Below are 18,860 nucleotides of genomic sequence, written 5' to 3'. Positions count from 1 at the left end.
ACTTATTTAAGACAAGGAGGGCGTGACTATGAACTACAAAAATTATGAAAAGAAACATGTATTCGGAGTAATTGGTTTCCTCATTCTCATCCTGATTCCCTACGCATCTATACTATTCCCTTTTATGGTCGCCGACGTGCTGTATGCGACAAATCTGACGTGGTTTATCCAGCTTTCTACTGAAACGTACCTTTTGTATGGAGCCGGATTTCTGATGTGGGCACTTGCCGCTTTGATTGCTGCTTTCAGAAAAGCGGATAGTACCTCTATTATGTCAGGTTTAATACTTGTTTTTCTCAGCATTGTTCCGTTTACATTCGGAGCCATTCAGCATAAACAGCTCAGTGATGAAGGAATTTCATACAGCAGCGGAATCAGTTTTGAACAACATCAGTATACTTGGGATGAAGTGGAGAGCGCTGTTTTTCATTTGTCCAAGGAAAAAGGAGAACCCTCTGTTATTGAAATTGAATTCAAAGACGGAGAGAGTGTCTCCTTATTGAAAGATAAACACTTTACAGCGAATTACAGTTTATTCTTGCAAAAAGTGAAGGTTCATCAAATTGCTTTTACGGGAGAATAAGGTGGCATGGATTTCTTTCCCTTAAATTGAATTTATCCAATAGCCTGCCGCAACCACTAGAGGAAAAGTGGCCGCAGCATGAAGACTAAGGATATATTCTTTTTCTTCCCGTTCAAACTTCCATTCCATGAATGATCTGACGGCTAAAAAGAAGCTGATCGAGACTGTAATAAATAGGGTTGAAAAATCAAAGATCATCAGTCCAACAGCATACAGTACAATTAAGGTTCCTTCTGTCCATCTGTGAATCCTGTTTTGGCTTTGATAAAAGAAACCTCTTTGTTTCGGGATATTTAATTTTCTTCTAATCCATTTTTCAGAAAAAGTAATGTACACGAGCACAAGTGTTAAAAACAGCAAAAATTTAAGCATTCTATCCCTCCAAATCCATTATATTACAACACCAAACAATGAGGATATTTAAATTTCACTCACACAAAAAACGCCCAGGGAACTTTCCCCCGGGCGTCACAATTATCCAGCCATCTTATGGCCTTGAACGTTTTGATCTTTCTTTTCAAGTGCACGGCTCCATCCAGTGAGGATGACAGCTCCGGCGACCATCACGCCACCGATCCATGCTGTGTGAATCAGGCCGATGGAATCTGTGATGATGCCTCCGAGAAAGGCGCCGATGGCAATTCCTGCGTTGAACGCAGCAATGTTGATGGCTGAAGCTACGTCCACGGCGCTTGGCACGAAGCGTTCTGCAAGCATCACGACGTAAACTTGAAGACCTGGAACGTTCATGAAGGCGAACAGTCCCATAACTAAAATGGTGATCAATCCTGCAATTTTAAATGGTGCTGTAAGTGTCAGGACAAAAAGAACAATAGCCTGTGCAATAAACATATAGAAAAGAGCTTTAATCGGATTTTTATTGGACAGCTTGCCGCCGATCATGTTTCCGATGGCAATGGCAATTCCGTATACAAGCAGAATAACGGCAACGGTGCCTTCTTTAAAACCAGTCACTTCAACAAGAAGCGGTGAAAGATACGTGAAGACGACAAAGGTTCCGCCGTATCCAAGGGCTGTTATTAAAAAGACAAGCAGCAGACGTCCGTTTTTCACAAGCTTCAGCTGATCACCAAAGGTCGTGCGGTTGCCTTTTTTTAAGTTAGATGGAACAAGAATGCTGTTTGCGATGAGAGCAAGAATACCTATAAGAATAATGACGATAAACGCAAGTCTCCATCCAAACTGCTGGCCGATAAAGGTTCCGAATGGAACACCTGTTACTGTCGCGACGGTAAGACCTGTAAACATAATAGAAATCGCACTTGCACGGCGGTCTTCAGGAACAAGGTCCGCTGCAATCGTTGAACCAATCGACATGAACACACCATGCGACAGTGCCGCAATCACGCGTCCCGCAAGAAGCATTTCAATGCTTGATGCTCCCGCTGAGAGGCTGTTTCCAAGAATAAAGACAATCATAATCCAAAGGAGTAGCGTCTTACGTGACATATTTGAAGTTAAAGATGTTAAGACCGGTGCCCCGAACATGACTCCGACCGCATAAAGGGTGACGGTCAAACCTGCTGTTGTAACCGGTATATTCAAATCCTCTGCAATCATCGGCAGCAGGCCGACACTGATAAACTCCGTTGTTCCAATGGCAAATGCACTGACTGCAAGAGCAAGCAGCGCCCACATACTTCTTTTTTTATCTAAGCTCATGTATTTCTCCTCCTGATAATTGATATTTATTTTAAAACGTGTATGGTAAAGATCAGCCGGCAAATGTTATTATGAGATATATCGAACATAAAGAAAAGTACGTACTTTCAAGTGCTGTAGGAACTAAAAAGTTAGGTAGGCACTTTTTGGTGCCTATTAGATAGGAGGATTTATATGGAGAAGAAATACAACATTCCCGTTGAAGCAACTCTTGAGATTATCGGGGGCAAGTGGAAATGCGTCATCCTCTGTCACTTGACCCACGGCAAAAGACGGACAAATGAATTGAAAAAGCTCATGCCCAACATTACGCAAAAAATGCTCACACAGCAGCTGCGCGAGCTTGAAGATGACGGCGTGATCAACAGGATTGTCCATCCGGAAGTTCCGCCGAAAGTGGAGTATGAATTAAGTGAATACGGCTGGAGCCTGCAAAGCATTCTGGATTCCCTTTGCGCCTGGGGAGAAAATCACATCACGAAGGTGTACGGTGATAAATCAGCGGTGCTTGAAGAAAGCATTTTGAATAAATAAGCGAAATTCCACTGGGGGATTTCGTTTTTTTTTGCTTCTAATGTCAGAAGAAAATGGTATATTTATTTAGTCGTTCAATTTTCCGAGAAAGGAGGAAATTACATGCATTGGTATCTAGACGTTATTAAGAAATATGCGGTGTTTCAAGGCCGCGCTAGACGTAAGGAATACTGGATGTTCACTTTATTCAACTTTATCGTGACTATTCTTTTAACGATTGTTGAGTATATGATCGGACTTCCGTCTGTTTTAGTTATTATTTATTCTCTTATTGTTCTTTTGCCTTCAATTGGTGTTGCTGTGCGCAGACTGCATGACATCGGCAAAACCGGATGGTGGCTGCTTATCAGCCTTATCCCGGTTATCGGCGGAATTGTCCTGCTTGTGTTCAACTGTTTGGACAGTGAACCAGGTGCAAATAAATACGGTCCAAGCCCTAAATAAGAAAAAAGCGAAATCCCTTTTTCAGGATTTCGCTTTTTTACATAGTCTTGCTTCCCTTTACTCCGTTAATTGAGTATTCAGCTGTAATCTCAGCATTGAGGGATTGTGAGACAGAACAATATTTATCTTTGGAAAGCTGAATGGCCCTGATCACTTTTTCTTCAGGAAGATCGCCTTCCAGTTTGTAATGAATAGTGATGGCTGTAAACCGTTTTGGATGGTCCTCTGCCCGTGTGCCGGTGAGATCCATTTCAAACGAGGACGGATTGAGGCGCATTTTCTGCAGGATGCTGATGATATCGATACCTGTGCAGCCGGCAACAGCGTGAAGCAGAAGCTCGGTCGGCCTCGCTCCTGTGTTCTCTCCGCCCACTTCTTCTGAGGCATCCATTTTCACTTCATGGCCGGACGGGGTGCTGCCTGAGAAGCTCATTTTCCCATTCCACTTAATTGACGTATCCATAATTTTGCTCCTTCATGTCGTTAGTCTCCTTATGTTTTGTCAACGTCCGCCTTCTATTCCCTGATTTGTCCATTTCCCGAAATGAAGTGCTTTGTTGAGGTCAGCGCCGGCAATCCCATCGGTCCCCGTGCATGCAGTTTTTGCGTGCTGATGCCGATTTCCGCGCCGTAGCCGAATTCAAAGCCATCTGTAAAACGGGTCGATGCATTGTGATAAACAGCTGCCGCATCAACGCGGGATTGAAATTGATGCGCACTTTTAAGGTCTTCTGTGATAATAGCTTCTGAATGTTTAGTTCCGTATGTGTTGATGTGCTTGATCGCTTCATCTGTATTTTTCACTGTTTTTACACTTGCGGTCAGTGCAAGATATTCAGTGGCCCATTCTTCCTCACTTGCCGGTTTTGCCTGAGGAAAAAGTGACACAATGCGGTCATCGGCGATGATTTCAACGGAATGGTCATGCAGGCTCTGCAGCAGGTTCATCCCGTGCTGCTCAAGCCATCTTTCGTGAATTAAAATTGATTCAATGGCATTGCAGACAGAGGGACGCTGCGTTTTTGCATTCAGAACAATTCGCTGTGCCATTTCCGGGTCTGCCGATTCGTCGATAAAAAGATGACAATTGCCCGCACCTGTTTCGAGAACAGGTACAGAAGACTCTCTCACGACGGTGTCGATCAGGTTCTTCCCGCCCCTCGGAATAAGAACGTCTAAGTATTGATTTAGCGTGAAAAGCTGTTTGGCTGTTTCTCTGCTCGTGTCTTCAATCAACTGAACCGCTTCATGATGAATGGAAGTCTGCTCAAGAGCGCGGTGGATCACGCTGACGAGAGCCTTATTTGAATGAATGGAAGAAGAGCTGCCTCTTAAAATAACCGCATTTCCTGTTTTGAGCGACAGGGTTGCAGCGTCGATCGTCACATTAGGCCGGGCTTCATAAATCATTCCGATTACACCGAGCGGCACGCGTTTTTTGTGGATAAGCAGCCCGTTTTCTTTTTGGATTGTCTCAAGCACCTCTCCAACAGGGTCCTCAAGGCTGATTAACTGGCGGATTGCAAGAGCCATATCATCGATTCTTTTTTCAGTCAGCAGCATGCGGTCAAGGATAGAATCCGTCATGCCCGCTTTTTTTCCGGCTTCAATATCTTTTTGATTTTCTTTTATTAAAAAATTACGCTCCGCTTCCAGCTGCCTTGCGATTAGTTCCAGCGCACGGTTTTTTTCGTCGGTCGGCACCTGCATCATGTCATAGCTGACAGCCTTGGCGATTTTCCCTTTCCTCATCACTTCACTCATGGTTATCCCTCCGTTTCACGCTTTGACCCATCGGTCGCGGTGTATGACTTCGATGGACGCAAGCACAGCTCCTGCTTCTTTTGTCCGTTTTCCCATTACCTGCTTTAACGTTTCAGAGGAACAAAAAACCTCTCCTTTACCGAGCATCCCGTTCGGTCCGTGAACTTCCACAACGTCTCCGGTTTCAAATGTTCCCGAAATGTCGCAAACACCTGCAGGCAATAAACTTTTCCCCTTCATAATGAGGGCAGACTCTGCTCCTTCATCAATAAAAATTTTCCCTTTGACTAAAGAATGAAGGGCAATCCACTGTTTGCTGCTTTTCAGGAAAGAGCGGGCTTCTATATAGGTCCCGTCACCATCACCATTCAGGATGCGGATAAACTTATCATCGCCTTTTCCCGTTCCGATAAAAACGGATACCCCAAGCTCAATGGCTGTTTTCGCCGCAGCAAGCTTGGATTTCATCCCGCCGGTTCCGACTGAAGATCCCGCCCCTTCCGCTCCGAGCATCATCTCATCCGTAATGCCGGTCAAACGTTCATACCTTTTCGCATCAGCATGATCGCGCGGATTTTTGTCATACAGGCCGTTGATATCCGTTAAAATAACGAGCTCATCTGCCTGAACAAGCCCGCTGACAAGGGCAGACAGCATGTCATTATCGCCAAACGTCAGCTCCTCAACAGAAACCGTATCATTTTCATTGATGATTGGGATAATGCCCCTGTCAAGCAATTCACGAATCGTGGCAAAAGCATTTCTGTACCGCTCTTTTGAAGAAAAATCTGTCCGGGTCAGCAAAATCTGGGCAGGAACAAAGCCGTATGCCCCAAGCTGAGCCATATACGCTTGAATCAGCAGGCTCTGGCCGACAGCAGCCGCGGCCTGCCTGCCTTTAAGCGTAAGAGGTCTGGCCGGATAGCCAAGCTTGCGGAAACCTGCCGCAACAGCACCCGATGAAACAAGCAGCACTTCATGCCCTGCTTGTCTGAGCCGTGCAAGCGCTGCAATATGATCGGCGAATTTTTCCTGATCGATTTCACCTTTCCTGTTCGTAAGAGAACTGCTCCCGATTTTAACAACAATCCGTTTTTTCATGAGGGTTGGCCTCCTATAGTTTAGTGGGGGGATGGAAGAGTTTATTGGGCATAGTTACCGGTGGATATTGACCTTTCAGCACCTTTTTCTCTGTACGAAGGGTTCATTCACTACGCATTTTGACCCTTCAGCTCCTGATTCTTCGTACGAAGGGTTCATTCACTACGCATTTTAACCCTTTAACTTCTGATTCTTTGTACGAAGGGTTCATTCACGAGACCTTTTGACCCTTCAGCTCCTGATTCTTCGTACGAAGGGTTCATTCACTACGCTTTTTGACCCTTCAGCTCCTGATTCTTCGTACGAAGGGTTCATTCACTACGCTTTTTGACCCTTCAGCTTCTGATTCTTTGTACGAAGGGTTCATTCACGAGGCCTTTTGACCCTTCAGCTCCTGATTCTTCGTACGAAGGATTCATTCACGACGCATTTTAACCCTTCAACTTCTGATTCTTTGTATGAAGGGTTCATTCACGACGCATTTTGCCCCCCTCAGCTTCATGGAATAAAAAAAGCCCTCCCCGTCCTGTAAAATAAGGACGAAAAGGGCTTTGCTCTCCGTGGTACCACCTTGGTTGGATGCACACGGCATCCCGCTTTGCCTGATAACGCCAGGCTGATGGCGCCTGTGTATTTGGCACAGGACTCGGCGGGCAGGTTCTGCGGCTTTGCTGCTGCGGGGTATCTCAGCTTATAAACCCCGCTCTCTTTTGCACAAAGTCCCGCATACTAGTCCCGCTTCAGCGTTCATTGATTTTTATATATTATGCGCAGTCGGAAGGCTTATGTCAATTGTTTTTTTCATAATAATTGGCAAGTTCGATAATCATCGCACCCATTCGTTCAAGATCAGGAGCGAGCGGATTCTCTACACCTTCCTCTGTAAGGGCTTCGGCTGTAATTTTTCCGACAGCTACAGGGAGTGTGCGCGTTTTGAAGGCTTCAAGTACATCCTTCGTTAAATCATGCTCCTTCACATACTGAAAAAATTCCCGAACCTGGATGGCAGCGGTAAAACATACCGCGTCAATTTCTCCAGCTTTCAGTTCTTTGCAAAGGAGGCTGACGGCTTTATCATCAGGTGAAATGTGACGGTACGGGAGCACCTGGTGGACAGATGCCCCTTTTTCTTCAAGAAACTTAATCAGTGCAGGTGCTGTTTCACCGTGGAGCTGCACCATGACTCTTTTTCCGGTAAAATCTTCATTTTCCAAAGCGCGGACAAGGCCCCTGGTCGTTCCGTCATCATCCTTTTTTAATGGTGCCAATCCAAGCTTTTTGAGCGAAGCGAAGGTTTTGTATCCCCTCGAAGCAATGTTTGACTCGCGAAGCTGTCTTAAAAAGGCTTCTTCCTGCCCCAGCTGACGGGACAGCTTCACCAGCGTTTCTGTTCCCATTCCTGTCGTCAGGATGGTCCAGTCCGCACCCTCATTTATGTACCTGCGCAAATCAGGTTCTACCTGGTCCTCAGCCAGAAAAACAGTTCCCTGCAGTGAGCGGACAAGCGGAGTGCCCCCCTGTTTTTCAATCAGTGTACTGATTTCATCTGTCTTTCTAGATCCTGCAATCACAACTTTTTTGCCTTCTAAACCTCTTCCCATGCTGTGCGTCCCCTTTTCTGCGGTCTTTTTTATTAAAGGTACCATGCTGGATGAACGTGTTCAATGTGTTTTTTTTCACAAAGTGTTCAAACTTTATGTAATCGCTTTCACAAACCTGTAGTATAATAGGAATATACTCATAGAAAACGATTACATTTTAAATAATTCCCTTTAAATAAACACAAAACGGAAGGAGACATTCACATGATTTTAAAAGCATTGAGGCGCAATAAGCTTGTAACGGTAAACTATTACATCGACGGGGCCGTCCAGACACTGAAAGGCCGCGTCCGCAATCTAGACCTGAGCGATCAGACCCTGTCACTTGAAGACGAAGATAAGAATGTCTTTTCAATCAGGCTGGCGGGGATTAAAGAAATTTATTGATTCCTGAAAAAGAGCATCATGAAAGCTGATGTTCTTTTTTGTGTCTTAAAACTTCCGGGCAGCTTACTTTTTGAAGCGGCTTCCGCTGTTCGAATAGACTAGTGTGAAAACAACAGAAGCAATAAACAGCAAGGTGCCGAACATAAAAATCAGCAGGCTTCCAAGTGTGTCGCCAATCTCCCACAGAAGGATGCTGAACGAGATGACAAACATCATTTTTCCGTAAAACCTGCAAAGAGCCGGCGTGTCATATTTTTCTTTTTCTTCTTTAGAAAGCGTGTTATACCCGGCTATTAAATTCGCCCATTTCCCTTGGTAGAGCATCGTGCCGGCTAAGATGAAAAGGGCCATGATCAGGTAGGATATCATCTGTACTCCCCCTTCTAGACTGGATAAGTGTTATACGGTTGAAACGGAATAAAGTTCCAAATAAACAAGAAAAAACACACCTATAAAGGCATGCTTTCTTCCATCACCTAAACTCCTGAACAATAATCCCTTTTCCATTCTCCACTGTCACCTCCGCAAAAGCACCATTAATCAGGGTCATCTGAGGCGGCTGGTGTCCGCAGTCAATGTCGTAGATAACAGGGACCCCAAGTTCTGATGCAAGGTCCTCGTAAACATCCTCTGCAGTATAGCCTTCTACCGGATGATTGGCCGGGCTTCTTCCAAAAAGAATTCCTGAGCAATTTTCAAACCAGCCGGCCATTTTCAGTTGGACAAGCGATATGCGCAAATCCGTTGCGGAAAGCGTGCAGTTTTCGAAATACCAGAGGATCGGATCGCCATCGATATGTGTTTTGGAAAAGGCTTTAACATCTCCAAGCGGCGTGCCTGCCAGATGCTTAATCACATCAATGCAGCCACCGAGCAGGCGTCCTTTGACCTGTTCATCTTGGCCTGACACTGTTTTCCAGACGGTTGGTTCTGTAAGATGAAAAACATGAGGTGTCGGGTTCTCGTGCTGCCATTTTTTTTGATACTTTTCAGAAGACGTCTGAGTTACCTTTCCTCCCCGTTCCGTTTTCAGCACGGTTTCCCACATGGCAGTCGTCGGGTCGGACGATTCACCTCTTAAATCAATCAGGTTTGTTCCGTGAGCTGTTGCAATACCTGTTTTAAGAGTAATAGCAAGTGTAAGCACGCTGACATCGGAGTATCCCAGAATCCATTTTTCCTTTATCGCATCGTAATCGACACCTTCAAGCATTTCCATCGCAAGCTCACCGCCCCACGGAGGAAGAATGAAGTCAATTTGATTATCCTGTATCATTTGATTGAATTCGTCTGATCGTTTTTTGGCATGTGCGGATTTTGCTTTTTCCTGCGTCCAGGCTGTTTCACCTGTGATAATTGTATATCCCCTGGATTCCATTTTTCCTGTAGCCTGCTTGAGCAGCCCGTGCAATTCCTGCGGAACACCAGAAGACGGGGCCGTCACTCCTATTACGGCATTCGATTTTAATATTGGATATGTAATCATTTTATCTGCCTCCCGATGATTTCCTGGAAAATAAGATTAAGTCTGTTCCTTCGCGGCTGAAATGCCTGCCGCCTCCCTGAACTCCTTTGGTGATATGCCTTCAAGCTCACGAAATACGCGTGCAAATTGCTTGGGGTTTTTGTAGCCGACCCTGTCACTGACTTCAAAGATTTTCAAGTCAGGATCCTGAAGCAGTCTCTTGCTGTTTTCAATACGGACCTTTTTCAGGTAATCGACAAAATTTTGACCCGTATTTTCTTTGAACACATGGCTGAAGTAAGAGTAGTTCAGGGATATGTGATTTGAGACGACTGCAAGATTCAGGTCTTTTTGATAGTTGTCACCGATAAATGCAAGTGCCTGTTCCATATAGGTCTGTTCTGTTGAAATCGACTTCAGCTGCTTCATATATTCATGAAGTCTCAGGATCAGTTCCTGTGTTTCATGAAAATAATGATAGAAATCGCGGAAGCTGTAGAGGTCCTCCATATGGGACAGCTTTTTAAATGCGGCTTTCGATTCTTCCCCAAACCGCTCAAAAAAAGGTTCATAGATGATTCTGTTTATTTCGTGATGGATACTCTCAAGATAATCGATTGAATAGAACGTAATCCTTTCGTGATCTAGAACTTTCAACAGAAGAGACTTGATTTCCTGTTCTCTGATTGTTCCGAGCATGTTTTTGATTTTCTTGATTTCTTCTATGGGAAGCATGTCTGCTGGAGGTTTAGAAGTTACCGTGTTGTAATCAATATATGAGTGTCTCGGGTGGATAAATGAATATTTGCATGCCTCTGCTGCTTCCAGATAGGCCTCTCTGATCTCTGAAAAATCGGTTTTCTGCCCGCTGCAGCCCAGCTCTGCTTCAGGAATGTGCTGCTTAAGCAAATCAAGAACAGTCTGATTTTCTGTCAGAATGACGGTCCGGTCTTTCTGGTCCAGGAACAGGATTTCTTTTTTCAGCACCTGCTCTGCTTTTTCAAAGAGATTTCTCCCCTGATTCATAACGGCAATGAAATAGTGTCCGCTCTTAGCTTCAAGCTTTGACTGCCCGCAGATTTCTTTGATCCGTTCTTTTGACAGGAGCGGATTCAGCAGGATGTACTGAATTTGTCTGAGCTGCTCTTCTTCCTGTTCCTGCTGAACGAGTGTTTTTGTCTTTTCCAGATCTTCCATCGAACTGCGGACGGTCTGAAACAGCTCGTTTCTGTTCACTGGTTTTAAAAGGTAATCTTTTACTTTGCATTTAATGGCTGCCTTTGTATATTCAAAATCGTCATATCCGCTTAAAATGATCAGAATCGGTTTTTTGTCCGCTTCCTGAAGGGTGCGGATCAGCTCAATTCCGTTCATGCGAGGCATTTTTATATCTGTGATGAGAAGATCGATTTGTTCCCTGCTCATAATATCCAGTGCCTCAAGCCCGTCTCCAGCAAGGAAGGTATTGATTTCTCCCGGGAATTCCCGTTCAATCATGGCTTTAATGCCAAGGCGTATATTTGATTCATCATCCGCTATTAACAGATTGTACATGCTGCAAGTCCCCCTTTGTCTGCAAGTCTGGTACTAGGAATGAAACTTTTGTAAAAGCTCCCTCCTCGCTTTCTATTTGAAGTCCATGATCCGTTCCGTAATGCAGGAGCAGCCTCTCATTTACGTTTACAAGCCCGATTCCTGACCCGTGAAGCGTTTCGGTATGCTGTCCTGCAGTAATTTTTTCAGACAGGCGTTCTTTCTCTCTTTCATTCATCCCTGTCCCGTTATCTTCTATCTCAATCAAGATTCCGCTGTCCATTCTTTCTGCACTTATTTTGATGACGCCCTGATTTTCAGCAAGCAATGGAATCAGTCCATGCTTGACCGAATTTTCCACGATTGGCTGAAGAGACATCTTCAGCACCTCTGATGCCAGAAGCTGGTCCGGCACATCGACTTTGAGAGTCAGCCTGTTCTCAAGCCGCAGATTCATAATGTCAATATAATGCTTAATATGCGTCAGCTCTTCCTGAAGCAGCACAAAATCGTTTTTCCATTTCAGATTGTAGCGCATCATGGAACCGAGGGATGTCACGGCATCGGACGTCTCGTAATCTCCCTTTATTTCCGCCATCATCTTGATATTTTCAAGTGTATTAAAAAGAAAATGAGAATCGATTTGTGTCTTGAGAGCTTTAAGCTCTGCTTCTTTTGTTACCGCATTTTTATGAATGGCTTCAGCAATCAGCCGGTTGATTTTTGCCAGCATGCTTCTGAAATGATAGGCAAGCTGGCCGATTTCGCTGTATTCATCCACTTCGACTTTTACACCGAAGTCACCCGCTTCTGCTTTTTTCATCGTGCTCATCAGCCTGTACATCTCTTTCAGCAGATACGAGATCATTTTGTATGTCAAAAAGGAGAGAATCAGCACGAGGAACACAATTCCCCCAAGGACAAGATTTCTAGTGTTTTCAGTATCTGCAAAAATTGTTTCAAGAGAGACCAGGCTCAGCATATAGGAATCAATCGCTTCAATATAGACAGCTCCTGCGAGAATCGGAAGTCCGTGATCTTCATAGTAAAAAGAGAAGGATTCTTTCTTCTTTTCTTTTTCAAAGTGGCTTGTCAGTGTATCTATACGAATCTCATTTTCTTTTAAAAAGCGGTTTTCAGGATTGACGATATAATTGCTGTTCTGATCAATGACCATCATCGCAGAATCACCTGCATCAACGGTGCTGAACATTTTCGGGAAAAAGTTCTTTTGAAGCATGCTGATTTCGATGATGCCCAAGTGTTCATCCTTCGGGTAATCCAGCTCCCGCAAGACTGAAATCTTCGCATTCGCCCGGTATGGATAGCGTCCGAGGATATCGTAATCCTGCTGTTCATACCACCACATTTCCATGCCGTTGCGGTCGATGGCTTCCTGCTTCCATGGCTTATCAGCAATCCGCTCCTCACTGAAAAGGATCGGCCACATTTCGTTTACGAAGGGATTGTTTGTGTATAGATGAATGTTTTCAATGGTTGGATTATTCACTTGAAGTCTTGATACATTTGAGAACGCATTCATTTTGAAATTCAGCAGTTCGTCCACATTTGTCTCATCTCTGGATTTCACAAAATCGATAAATTCATTATCAGAGACGACCATCTGTGCCGTTCTCCTCATCGATTCGATATTGTTTTCAATATGAACTTTTTCAACTTCAAGGAGATATTCATTTTTCGTTGTAATGTCCTTTATCGCACTTTCATCCACTTGCCTTGTATAGATCAGGGTAAATGCAACGACTGGAATCATAATGATGAAAATATATAAGGCGATGAATTTTTGCTGCAATGAGAGTTTGAGGAACATTTCGAAGATCTTCGTTTTTATTTTTCCTGCCATGGGGACACCTGCTGTTCTTTTGACGTTCTTTTTAGTATAAGGGATTTCTTTTTCGGATAACAGGGAAAAAAAGGCTGCCGAAGCAGCCCTTTTCCTTACTTTTCTCCAGCATTCAGTTTTTCATTATTCTTTTCAAACATTTTCTTCTGATACTCTTCTACTTTGTCATAGCCGTAATCTTCACGTTTTTTCAAGTAAGCCTTCATCAGCTTATCAAACTCTTTGTCTGATTTTGCAAGAAGCAGCTTCGGAAGAGTTTTTCCCCATTCCTGGCTGATTTTTGTACTTGCAATGGCTTCTGCAGAAGTACCTGTCGGATTCAGGCCGTCATAAGCTGCAAAGCTGACTGTTTTGCCTTTTGTCCAGTCTTCCAATTGCTTGAACGGCTCAGCAGTAGGCGGGTTCCAAGGAAGACTCATGTTCGTATCCATCAGCATCCAGTGTTTATAAGAAGCACCGTATTGCTGATCGAAAGCTGTTCTGTCCTTGGTTAGAAGGTCAAGAACTTCCGGTTTGAACTGAGGTTTTCCGTCTGTCTCATCGTACGTAACGCCTTTTTCACCGAAGAAGAAATCTTTTTGTCCTTCTTCACTGATCAGGTAGCTTAAGAAAGCAATGGCACGGTCTTTGTCTTTTACATCTTTGGAGATAAGAGTAACTGTCCAGCCGGAAATGCTGTCCCCTGCAAGTGTCGGTTGATCGCCTGCAGCGTTGGCAGGACCATCAACAGCGATATAGACAGAATTTGGATCTTTTGCATAAAGAGCCTGCTGCTGAGCAGCCATGTCACTGCGCTGGTAAAGCATAGCGAAGTAGCGGCCTTGCGCAATTTTCTCTTCCATTTGCGGACGTTTGTCTACAAAAATATCTTTTGCAAGCAATCCTTCTTCATTTGCTTCTCTGAATGTTTTCAGCCATTTTACATATTCTTTATCTTCTGTGCGGTCATACAGCTTGCCGTCTTTTTCCATAGGAATGGCAAGGAAGTTTTGAAGATACGCTTCAAGTGATGTATTGCCTACATCTGTAAATTCATGAAGGCCAAGCGGAATAAGCGGTGCACCATTTACTTCAGGGAATTTTTCTTCTGCAGCTTTCAGAGCTGAAACAAACCCTTCAGGTGTGCTCATATCAGGACTTCCAAGTGCTTCGTACATATCTTTTCTGACCAAGAATGTTTGGTTAGAAGGCTTTAAGTCTTTATATTTTTCAAAATCCTTCGGAGAAGAAGATGCATTCGGGTAAGCGTATACATTTCCGTTCTCCTGTTTGTACCACTCAAGCTTTGCGTTATCTGCTACTTTAAAGAAGTATGGATCATATTCTTCAGCAAGTTCATTTAATGGAAGAACCAGTTCGCCTTCCTGCATTTTCTTAACGGCATCTTCCCACCAGCCAAGGGTAATAAAATCAGGAAGCTTGCCTGATGCAATCATCGTATTCATTTTCTCTGCTTCGTTTCCTGCAGGAGAAATGTAGTTGATCGAAACGCCTGTTTTATCTGTTACATACTTTGAAACAGCGTCCTCTCCCCATTTTGATGCGAACCAGGAAAAGTTGACATACCAGTCAAATGTAATCGGCGATGTATCTGCTTTCCATGCAGGCTCATCTGCTGAAACAGGCTTTTTGTTTTCTTTTTCCCCTGATGAAGCGGTTTCATTATTGCATGCAGCAAGCATGGAAAGAAGAAGAACCGCAATAAGGAAAATGGACAGACTCTTAAACTTTTTCATAGTAAACCCCTCTCTAGTACCTAATTATAATTGACTTTCTTTCTATATGCATCAGCCCTTTACAGAGCCGATCAGCATCCCCTTTACAAAGTACTTCTGAAGGAACGGGTACACAAGAACAATCGGCAGTGTCGTGATGACCATGGTTGCAAGCTTGATCGATTGTGACGTTACCGTTTTTGTTGTGATGCTGCCTGGAGCATTCATCATCATCTGGTTGGAACTGGATTCTGCAACAACCTTATACAAATAGGTTTGGATTGGCTGAAGATCAGGGTTATTGACGAAGATGACCCCTGCGAAATAATCATTCCATTGATAAACACCCTGGAATAAAGCGATTGTAGCAATAACCGGCATCGACAGCGGCACAATAATCTTGATAAAAATCATAAAGTCATTGGCTCCGTCAATTTTTGCTGCCTCTTCAAGTGATGGCGGCAGCTCTCTGAAGAACGAGACAAAGATAATAAGATGGAAAAAGTTGAACATGGTCGGAATGATATAGACCAGGAAGTTATCAAATAAGCCCAGGTCACGAATCAGAAGGAAGTAAGGAATCAGTCCTCCGCTGAAAAACATTGTGACAATCCCGATCATCATGTAAAGCTTTCTACCATATAAATCTCTTCTTGAAATCGCATAGGCTACCATCGCTGTGAAGAAAACGTGCGTGATGGTTCCTATAACCGTTTTCGCAATCGTGACTCCAAATGATGTCAAAATACCTGAGTTGGCAAAAACAGCTTCATAGTTTTGAAGCGTAAACTCCCTTGGCCACCAGTAAATGCCTCCATTAGCTGCATCTGCACCTTCATTCAGGGAGTTGACGATAACATACCAGATTGGGTAAAGCGTTATTCCGCAGATCAAGAACATAATAATGATGTTAATGTTATCGAAGATGTATTCACTTTTTGTTCTGCGGTTTAGTTTAAATAGTTTCAGCACGTGATCTCCCCTCCTTAGAATAATGAAGTGCCGTCAAGCTTTTTCGTAATTCTGTTCGCTGTGTAAAGCAGAATAAAGGCAATGATTGCTTTTAAAAGACCGACTGCCGTTGCATAAGAATAGCGCGCATTTTGAACACCCATTTGATACACATAGATATCAATAACATTGCTAGCGCTTTCATTTAATGCATTACGAAGAACTAAGATCTGGTCAAAATTTGAATTCAGCACACCGCTGACTGCCAGTATGAAAAGAATCGTAATCGTTGGACGGATCGAAGGCAGTGTGACATGCCACATTTTCTGAAAACGGTTTGCTCCATCAATTGTTGAAGACTCATAGAGTTCAGTAGATACGCCCGCTATTGCTGCAAGATAGATGATTGCAGACCAGCCGATTTCTTTCCAAATATCCGAGATAATCACAATGCCCCAGAAGTACTGAGGTTCAGCCAGGAAGCTGATGCGTTCATTGATAAATCCGAGATTAAGTAAAATGTCATTAATAATGCCGATATCAGATAACCATGTTGTTAAAATACCGCCGAGAACAACCCATGAAAGAAAATGAGGCAAATAGGTAATCGTCTGAACCATTTTCTTGAACTTCAGGGAAGTCAATTCATTCAGCATCAAGGCAAAAATGATCGGCAGCGGAAAGCCGATAAGCAGCTTAATCAAGCTGATGCCAAGAGTGTTCTTCAGTACAGTCCAGAAATTCTCATCCTGCAGAAACTCTTTAAACTGCATTAGTCCAACCCAAGGAGCCTCTCTGATCGTGCTGATGATGCTGAACTCCTTAAAAGCAATAATCAGTCCGTACATCGGCACGTAGTTGAAAATGAACATCCAAACCACACCGAGCAGCGCCATAACCTGCAAATATTTTTGGGAATTCATCCTCTTTAGATCCCGTTTTACTCTTTCTTTTTTTGTACTGGGCGCAATCACTTGCTCCTCTGCCCGTACAATCTTCGCTTCCATCTGCTCACCACCCCGATTTCTATGATGTTTTCTATCTGTCCTTATTGTAAGAAAAAGTTCCCTCCTGCATAAGTTAGGAAATTTCATGTAAGGTATCAGAATTTTGGATGGAGAAAAAAGGAACAGGCACCTGATTGTATGTATTTAATCGTGCACATTTTATCGGGCAGCGCCCGACCGCAGACAATTGTGCTAATTTACCTGGCCATTTACACTGTCCACTTTGCTGCCGGTGAATATCTTAAAGTAAGCTTTTCATTTACTAGTGAAAAGCATATTTTTGAAAGGAGGAAAAAAATGAGTATCGAAAACCGTATAGTTAATGATAGTTTTGAACTGGGCAGTTTTTTCCCATGGACCGCATCGAACGCTGTCATTACAACTCAAATTTCTCATAGTGGATTTGCTGCTGTCAGATTTGCAGGAGGAAATGTTAATTCATTTCTCTATCAGTTCGTTGAAGCAAATTCAGGTGAGACTTTTTTGCTTGAACTTTCGCTTGCCAAGGTTGGCGCTCTCCCAAATCCTCTTGTTACCGTTGTCCTCGGATTTTATGATGATGCATTTAACTTTCTCGGAATTGGAACTATTCAAAATATTCCCCCAAACCGCCTGCCAGATGTAAATCAGAATCACTGGCTTGAAATCTATGAAAACACTACTCCTGCTCCGGCAGGAACGACCCAGGCGCTTATTCTGATCAACAAACTTCCTCAAGCAGGCACAGCCGATGTTATTCTTGATGACATTTCTCTTCTCTATTTTGCGGGAGGAATTGCGGGACCGGCAGGACCTACAGGGGCTACCGGACCGGCGGGTGTTACTGGAGCTACTGGTGTTACTGGACCAGCGGGCATTACTGGTGCTACGGGTATCACTGGACCAGCGGGTGTTACAGGTGCCACGGGTGTTACCGGACCGGCGGGCGTTACGGGCGCGACTGGTGTTACTGGACCAGCGGGCGTTACGGGTGCTACGGGTATCACTGGACCGGCGGGTGTTACAGGTGCTACTGGAGTTACTGGAGTTACTGGACCGGCTGGCGTTACGGGTGCTACTGGAATCACTGGACCAGCGGGTGCTACGGGTATCACTGGACCAGCGGGCGTTACAGGTGCTACCGGTGTTACTGGACCGGCGGGCGTTACGGGTGCTACAGGCGTTACTGGACCAGCGGGCGTTACGGGTGCTACTGGCGTTACTGGACCTGCGGGCGTTACGGGTGCTACTGGCGTTACTGGACCGGCGGGCGTTACTGGAGCTACTGGTGTTACTGGACCAGCGGGCATTACTGGTGCTACGGGTATCACTGGACCAGCGGGTGTTACAGGTGCCACGGGTGTTACGGGACCGGCGGGTGCTACGGGTATCACTGGACCGGCTGGTAGTACAGGTGCTACGGGCATCACTGGACCAGCGGGTGTTACAGGTGCCACGGGTGTTACCGGACCGGCGGGTGTTACAGGTGCCACGGGTGTTACCGGACCGGCGGGCGTTACTGGCGCGACTGGTGTTACTGGACCAGCAGGTGTTACTGGTGCTACTGGAGTTACTGGACCTGCGGGCGTTACGGGTGCTACTGGCGTTACTGGACCGGCGGGCGTTACGGGTGCTACGGGAGTCACTGGACCAGCGGGCGTTACGGGTGCTACCGGTGTTACTGGACCGGCGGGCGTTACGGGGGCTACTGGAATCACTGGACCAGCGGGCGTTACTGGTGCTACTGGAGTTACCGGACCGGCGGGCGTTACAGGTGCTACCGGTGTTACTGGACCAGCGGGCGTTACGGGTGCTACGGGTGTCACTGGACCGGCGGGCATTACTGGTGCTACTGGTGTCACTGGACCTGCGGGCGTTACGGGTGCTACTGGTGTCACTGGACCTGCGGGCGTTACGGGGGCTACGGGTGTTACTGGGCCAGCGGGCGTTACGGGTGCTACTGGACCAGCGGGTAGTACAGGTGCCACAGGCGTTACTGGACCGGCTGGTGCCACGGGTGCCACTGGTGTTACTGGTGTTACTGGATCTGCGGGTGTTACTGGACCTGCGGGCGTCACGGGTGCCACTGGTGTCACTGGACCAACTGGTGCTACTGGACCTACCGGCGTTACTGGGCCGACTGGACCTACCGGTGCTACTGGACCCACTGGTGCTACCGGACCCTGATTTGCTGCAGTTCTAGTCAAAGGGTGGCCTGGATTTTTCAGGCCATCTTTTTACATAAAAAA

The 18,860-nt window shown here is 45.1% G+C and carries 18 protein-coding genes; 5 read left to right on the top strand and 13 right to left on the bottom strand.

Translation table 11 applies throughout. The features are described from left to right. Nucleotides 1-28: 28 nt before the first annotated feature. Complete coding sequence (locus ACTSEZ_RS01615) at nt 29-583, top strand: hypothetical protein (RefSeq protein WP_369732421.1); 555 nt, start codon at nt 29-31, stop codon at nt 581-583. A gap of 21 nt (nt 584-604) precedes the next feature. Here ACTSEZ_RS01615 and ACTSEZ_RS01610 read toward each other — a convergent pair whose 3' ends face one another. Next, nucleotides 605-955, bottom strand: coding sequence for a DUF4181 domain-containing protein (locus ACTSEZ_RS01610; RefSeq protein ID WP_369732420.1), 351 nt, complete (start codon nt 953-955; stop codon nt 605-607). A gap of 102 nt (nt 956-1,057) precedes the next feature. Next, complete coding sequence (locus ACTSEZ_RS01605; RefSeq protein WP_369732419.1) at nt 1,058-2,266, bottom strand: MFS transporter; 1,209 nt, start codon at nt 2,264-2,266, stop codon at nt 1,058-1,060. Between the two features lie 174 nt (nt 2,267-2,440). Between ACTSEZ_RS01605 and ACTSEZ_RS01600 the strand changes: the two genes are divergently transcribed. After that, nucleotides 2,441-2,800 (top strand): winged helix-turn-helix transcriptional regulator, encoded by a 360-nt coding sequence (locus ACTSEZ_RS01600; RefSeq protein WP_029282277.1) that lies wholly within the window; start codon nt 2,441-2,443, stop codon nt 2,798-2,800. Nucleotides 2,801-2,902: 102 nt separating this feature from the next. Next, nucleotides 2,903-3,244 carry a DUF805 domain-containing protein gene (locus tag ACTSEZ_RS01595; protein WP_369732418.1) on the top strand — a complete coding sequence of 114 codons (342 nt, stop codon included), beginning with the start codon at nt 2,903-2,905 and terminating at the stop codon, nt 3,242-3,244. Between the two features lie 37 nt (nt 3,245-3,281). On the opposite strand, the gene ACTSEZ_RS01590 is transcribed toward ACTSEZ_RS01595, so the two are convergent. From ACTSEZ_RS01590 to ACTSEZ_RS01575, 4 genes are all read right to left on the bottom strand, one after another. Next, entirely contained in the window at nt 3,282-3,707 is a 426-nt protein-coding gene (locus ACTSEZ_RS01590) for an OsmC family protein (protein WP_369732417.1), read from the bottom strand. 53 nt (nt 3,708-3,760) lie between these two features. Beyond that, nucleotides 3,761-5,008 (bottom strand): glutamate-5-semialdehyde dehydrogenase, encoded by a 1,248-nt coding sequence (locus tag ACTSEZ_RS01585; protein ID WP_369732415.1) that lies wholly within the window; start codon nt 5,006-5,008, stop codon nt 3,761-3,763. A gap of 15 nt (nt 5,009-5,023) precedes the next feature. Beyond that, on the bottom strand, nt 5,024-6,109 hold the full coding sequence (gene proB / locus ACTSEZ_RS01580; RefSeq protein ID WP_369732413.1) for a glutamate 5-kinase: 1,086 nt from the start codon (nt 6,107-6,109) through the stop codon (nt 5,024-5,026). 788 nt (nt 6,110-6,897) lie between these two features. Further along, on the bottom strand, nt 6,898-7,710 hold the full coding sequence (locus ACTSEZ_RS01575; protein ID WP_369732412.1) for a uroporphyrinogen-III synthase: 813 nt from the start codon (nt 7,708-7,710) through the stop codon (nt 6,898-6,900). Between the two features lie 204 nt (nt 7,711-7,914). On the opposite strand from ACTSEZ_RS01575, the gene ACTSEZ_RS01570 reads away from it, so the two are divergent. Next, on the top strand, nt 7,915-8,097 hold the full coding sequence (locus ACTSEZ_RS01570) for a YolD-like family protein (protein ID WP_029282294.1): 183 nt from the start codon (nt 7,915-7,917) through the stop codon (nt 8,095-8,097). A gap of 63 nt (nt 8,098-8,160) precedes the next feature. Here the strand turns inward: ACTSEZ_RS01570 and ACTSEZ_RS01565 are convergent, their stop codons facing one another. From ACTSEZ_RS01565 to ACTSEZ_RS01535, 7 genes are all read right to left on the bottom strand, one after another. Further along, nucleotides 8,161-8,466 (bottom strand): DUF3784 domain-containing protein, encoded by a 306-nt coding sequence (locus ACTSEZ_RS01565; RefSeq protein ID WP_369732411.1) that lies wholly within the window; start codon nt 8,464-8,466, stop codon nt 8,161-8,163. Between the two features lie 103 nt (nt 8,467-8,569). Beyond that, nucleotides 8,570-9,583, bottom strand: coding sequence for a S66 family peptidase (locus ACTSEZ_RS01560; protein WP_369732410.1), 1,014 nt, complete (start codon nt 9,581-9,583; stop codon nt 8,570-8,572). Nucleotides 9,584-9,619: 36 nt separating this feature from the next. Then, nucleotides 9,620-11,116 carry a response regulator gene (locus ACTSEZ_RS01555; RefSeq protein ID WP_369732409.1) on the bottom strand — a complete coding sequence of 499 codons (1,497 nt, stop codon included), beginning with the start codon at nt 11,114-11,116 and terminating at the stop codon, nt 9,620-9,622. After that, complete coding sequence (locus ACTSEZ_RS01550; protein WP_369732408.1) at nt 11,091-12,959, bottom strand: sensor histidine kinase; 1,869 nt, start codon at nt 12,957-12,959, stop codon at nt 11,091-11,093. The genes ACTSEZ_RS01555 and ACTSEZ_RS01550 overlap by 26 nt, the downstream gene beginning before the upstream one ends. Before the next feature lie 95 nt (nt 12,960-13,054). Beyond that, nucleotides 13,055-14,695, bottom strand: coding sequence for a type 2 periplasmic-binding domain-containing protein (locus ACTSEZ_RS01545; protein ID WP_369732407.1), 1,641 nt, complete (start codon nt 14,693-14,695; stop codon nt 13,055-13,057). Between the two features lie 51 nt (nt 14,696-14,746). Then, nucleotides 14,747-15,574: a carbohydrate ABC transporter permease gene (locus ACTSEZ_RS01540; protein ID WP_081414101.1), complete on the bottom strand. Its 828-nt coding sequence runs from the start codon at nt 15,572-15,574 to the stop codon at nt 14,747-14,749. Nucleotides 15,575-15,660: 86 nt separating this feature from the next. After that, nucleotides 15,661-16,632, bottom strand: coding sequence for an ABC transporter permease (locus ACTSEZ_RS01535; protein WP_369732406.1), 972 nt, complete (start codon nt 16,630-16,632; stop codon nt 15,661-15,663). Nucleotides 16,633-16,929: 297 nt separating this feature from the next. On the opposite strand from ACTSEZ_RS01535, the gene ACTSEZ_RS01530 reads away from it, so the two are divergent. Then, a complete protein-coding gene (locus ACTSEZ_RS01530) occupies nt 16,930-18,798 on the top strand; it encodes an NTTRR-F1 domain (RefSeq protein WP_369732405.1) in 1,869 nt (622 codons plus the stop codon). Nucleotides 18,799-18,860 lie beyond the last annotated feature (62 nt).

The sequence above is a fragment of the Metabacillus mesotrionivorans genome (assembly GCF_052171315.1).
In the GTDB taxonomy this organism is placed as follows: domain Bacteria; phylum Bacillota; class Bacilli; order Bacillales; family Bacillaceae; genus Bacillus_P.
This window is presented reverse-complemented; position numbering and strand designations above follow the sequence as displayed.

Coding starts and splice junctions, on each gene's coding strand:
- ACTSEZ_RS01550 (WP_369732408.1), bottom strand. CDS start 12,959: ATGGCAGGAAAAATAAAAACGAAGATCTTCGAAATGTTCCTCAAACTC.
- ACTSEZ_RS01610 (WP_369732420.1), bottom strand. CDS start 955: ATGCTTAAATTTTTGCTGTTTTTAACACTTGTGCTCGTGTACATTACT.
- ACTSEZ_RS01570 (WP_029282294.1), top strand. CDS start 7,915: ATGATTTTAAAAGCATTGAGGCGCAATAAGCTTGTAACGGTAAACTAT.
- ACTSEZ_RS01585 (WP_369732415.1), bottom strand. CDS start 5,008: ATGAGTGAAGTGATGAGGAAAGGGAAAATCGCCAAGGCTGTCAGCTAT.
- ACTSEZ_RS01595 (WP_369732418.1), top strand. CDS start 2,903: ATGCATTGGTATCTAGACGTTATTAAGAAATATGCGGTGTTTCAAGGC.
- ACTSEZ_RS01540 (WP_081414101.1), bottom strand. CDS start 15,574: ATGTTCTTGATCTGCGGAATAACGCTTTACCCAATCTGGTATGTTATC.
- ACTSEZ_RS01605 (WP_369732419.1), bottom strand. CDS start 2,266: ATGAGCTTAGATAAAAAAAGAAGTATGTGGGCGCTGCTTGCTCTTGCA.
- ACTSEZ_RS01565 (WP_369732411.1), bottom strand. CDS start 8,466: ATGATATCCTACCTGATCATGGCCCTTTTCATCTTAGCCGGCACGATG.
- ACTSEZ_RS01560 (WP_369732410.1), bottom strand. CDS start 9,583: ATGATTACATATCCAATATTAAAATCGAATGCCGTAATAGGAGTGACG.
- ACTSEZ_RS01575 (WP_369732412.1), bottom strand. CDS start 7,710: ATGGGAAGAGGTTTAGAAGGCAAAAAAGTTGTGATTGCAGGATCTAGA.
- ACTSEZ_RS01535 (WP_369732406.1), bottom strand. CDS start 16,632: ATGGAAGCGAAGATTGTACGGGCAGAGGAGCAAGTGATTGCGCCCAGT.
- ACTSEZ_RS01545 (WP_369732407.1), bottom strand. CDS start 14,695: ATGAAAAAGTTTAAGAGTCTGTCCATTTTCCTTATTGCGGTTCTTCTT.
- ACTSEZ_RS01600 (WP_029282277.1), top strand. CDS start 2,441: ATGGAGAAGAAATACAACATTCCCGTTGAAGCAACTCTTGAGATTATC.
- ACTSEZ_RS01615 (WP_369732421.1), top strand. CDS start 29: ATGAACTACAAAAATTATGAAAAGAAACATGTATTCGGAGTAATTGGT.
- ACTSEZ_RS01530 (WP_369732405.1), top strand. CDS start 16,930: ATGAGTATCGAAAACCGTATAGTTAATGATAGTTTTGAACTGGGCAGT.
- ACTSEZ_RS01555 (WP_369732409.1), bottom strand. CDS start 11,116: ATGTACAATCTGTTAATAGCGGATGATGAATCAAATATACGCCTTGGC.
- proB (WP_369732413.1), bottom strand. CDS start 6,109: ATGAAAAAACGGATTGTTGTTAAAATCGGGAGCAGTTCTCTTACGAAC.
- ACTSEZ_RS01590 (WP_369732417.1), bottom strand. CDS start 3,707: ATGGATACGTCAATTAAGTGGAATGGGAAAATGAGCTTCTCAGGCAGC.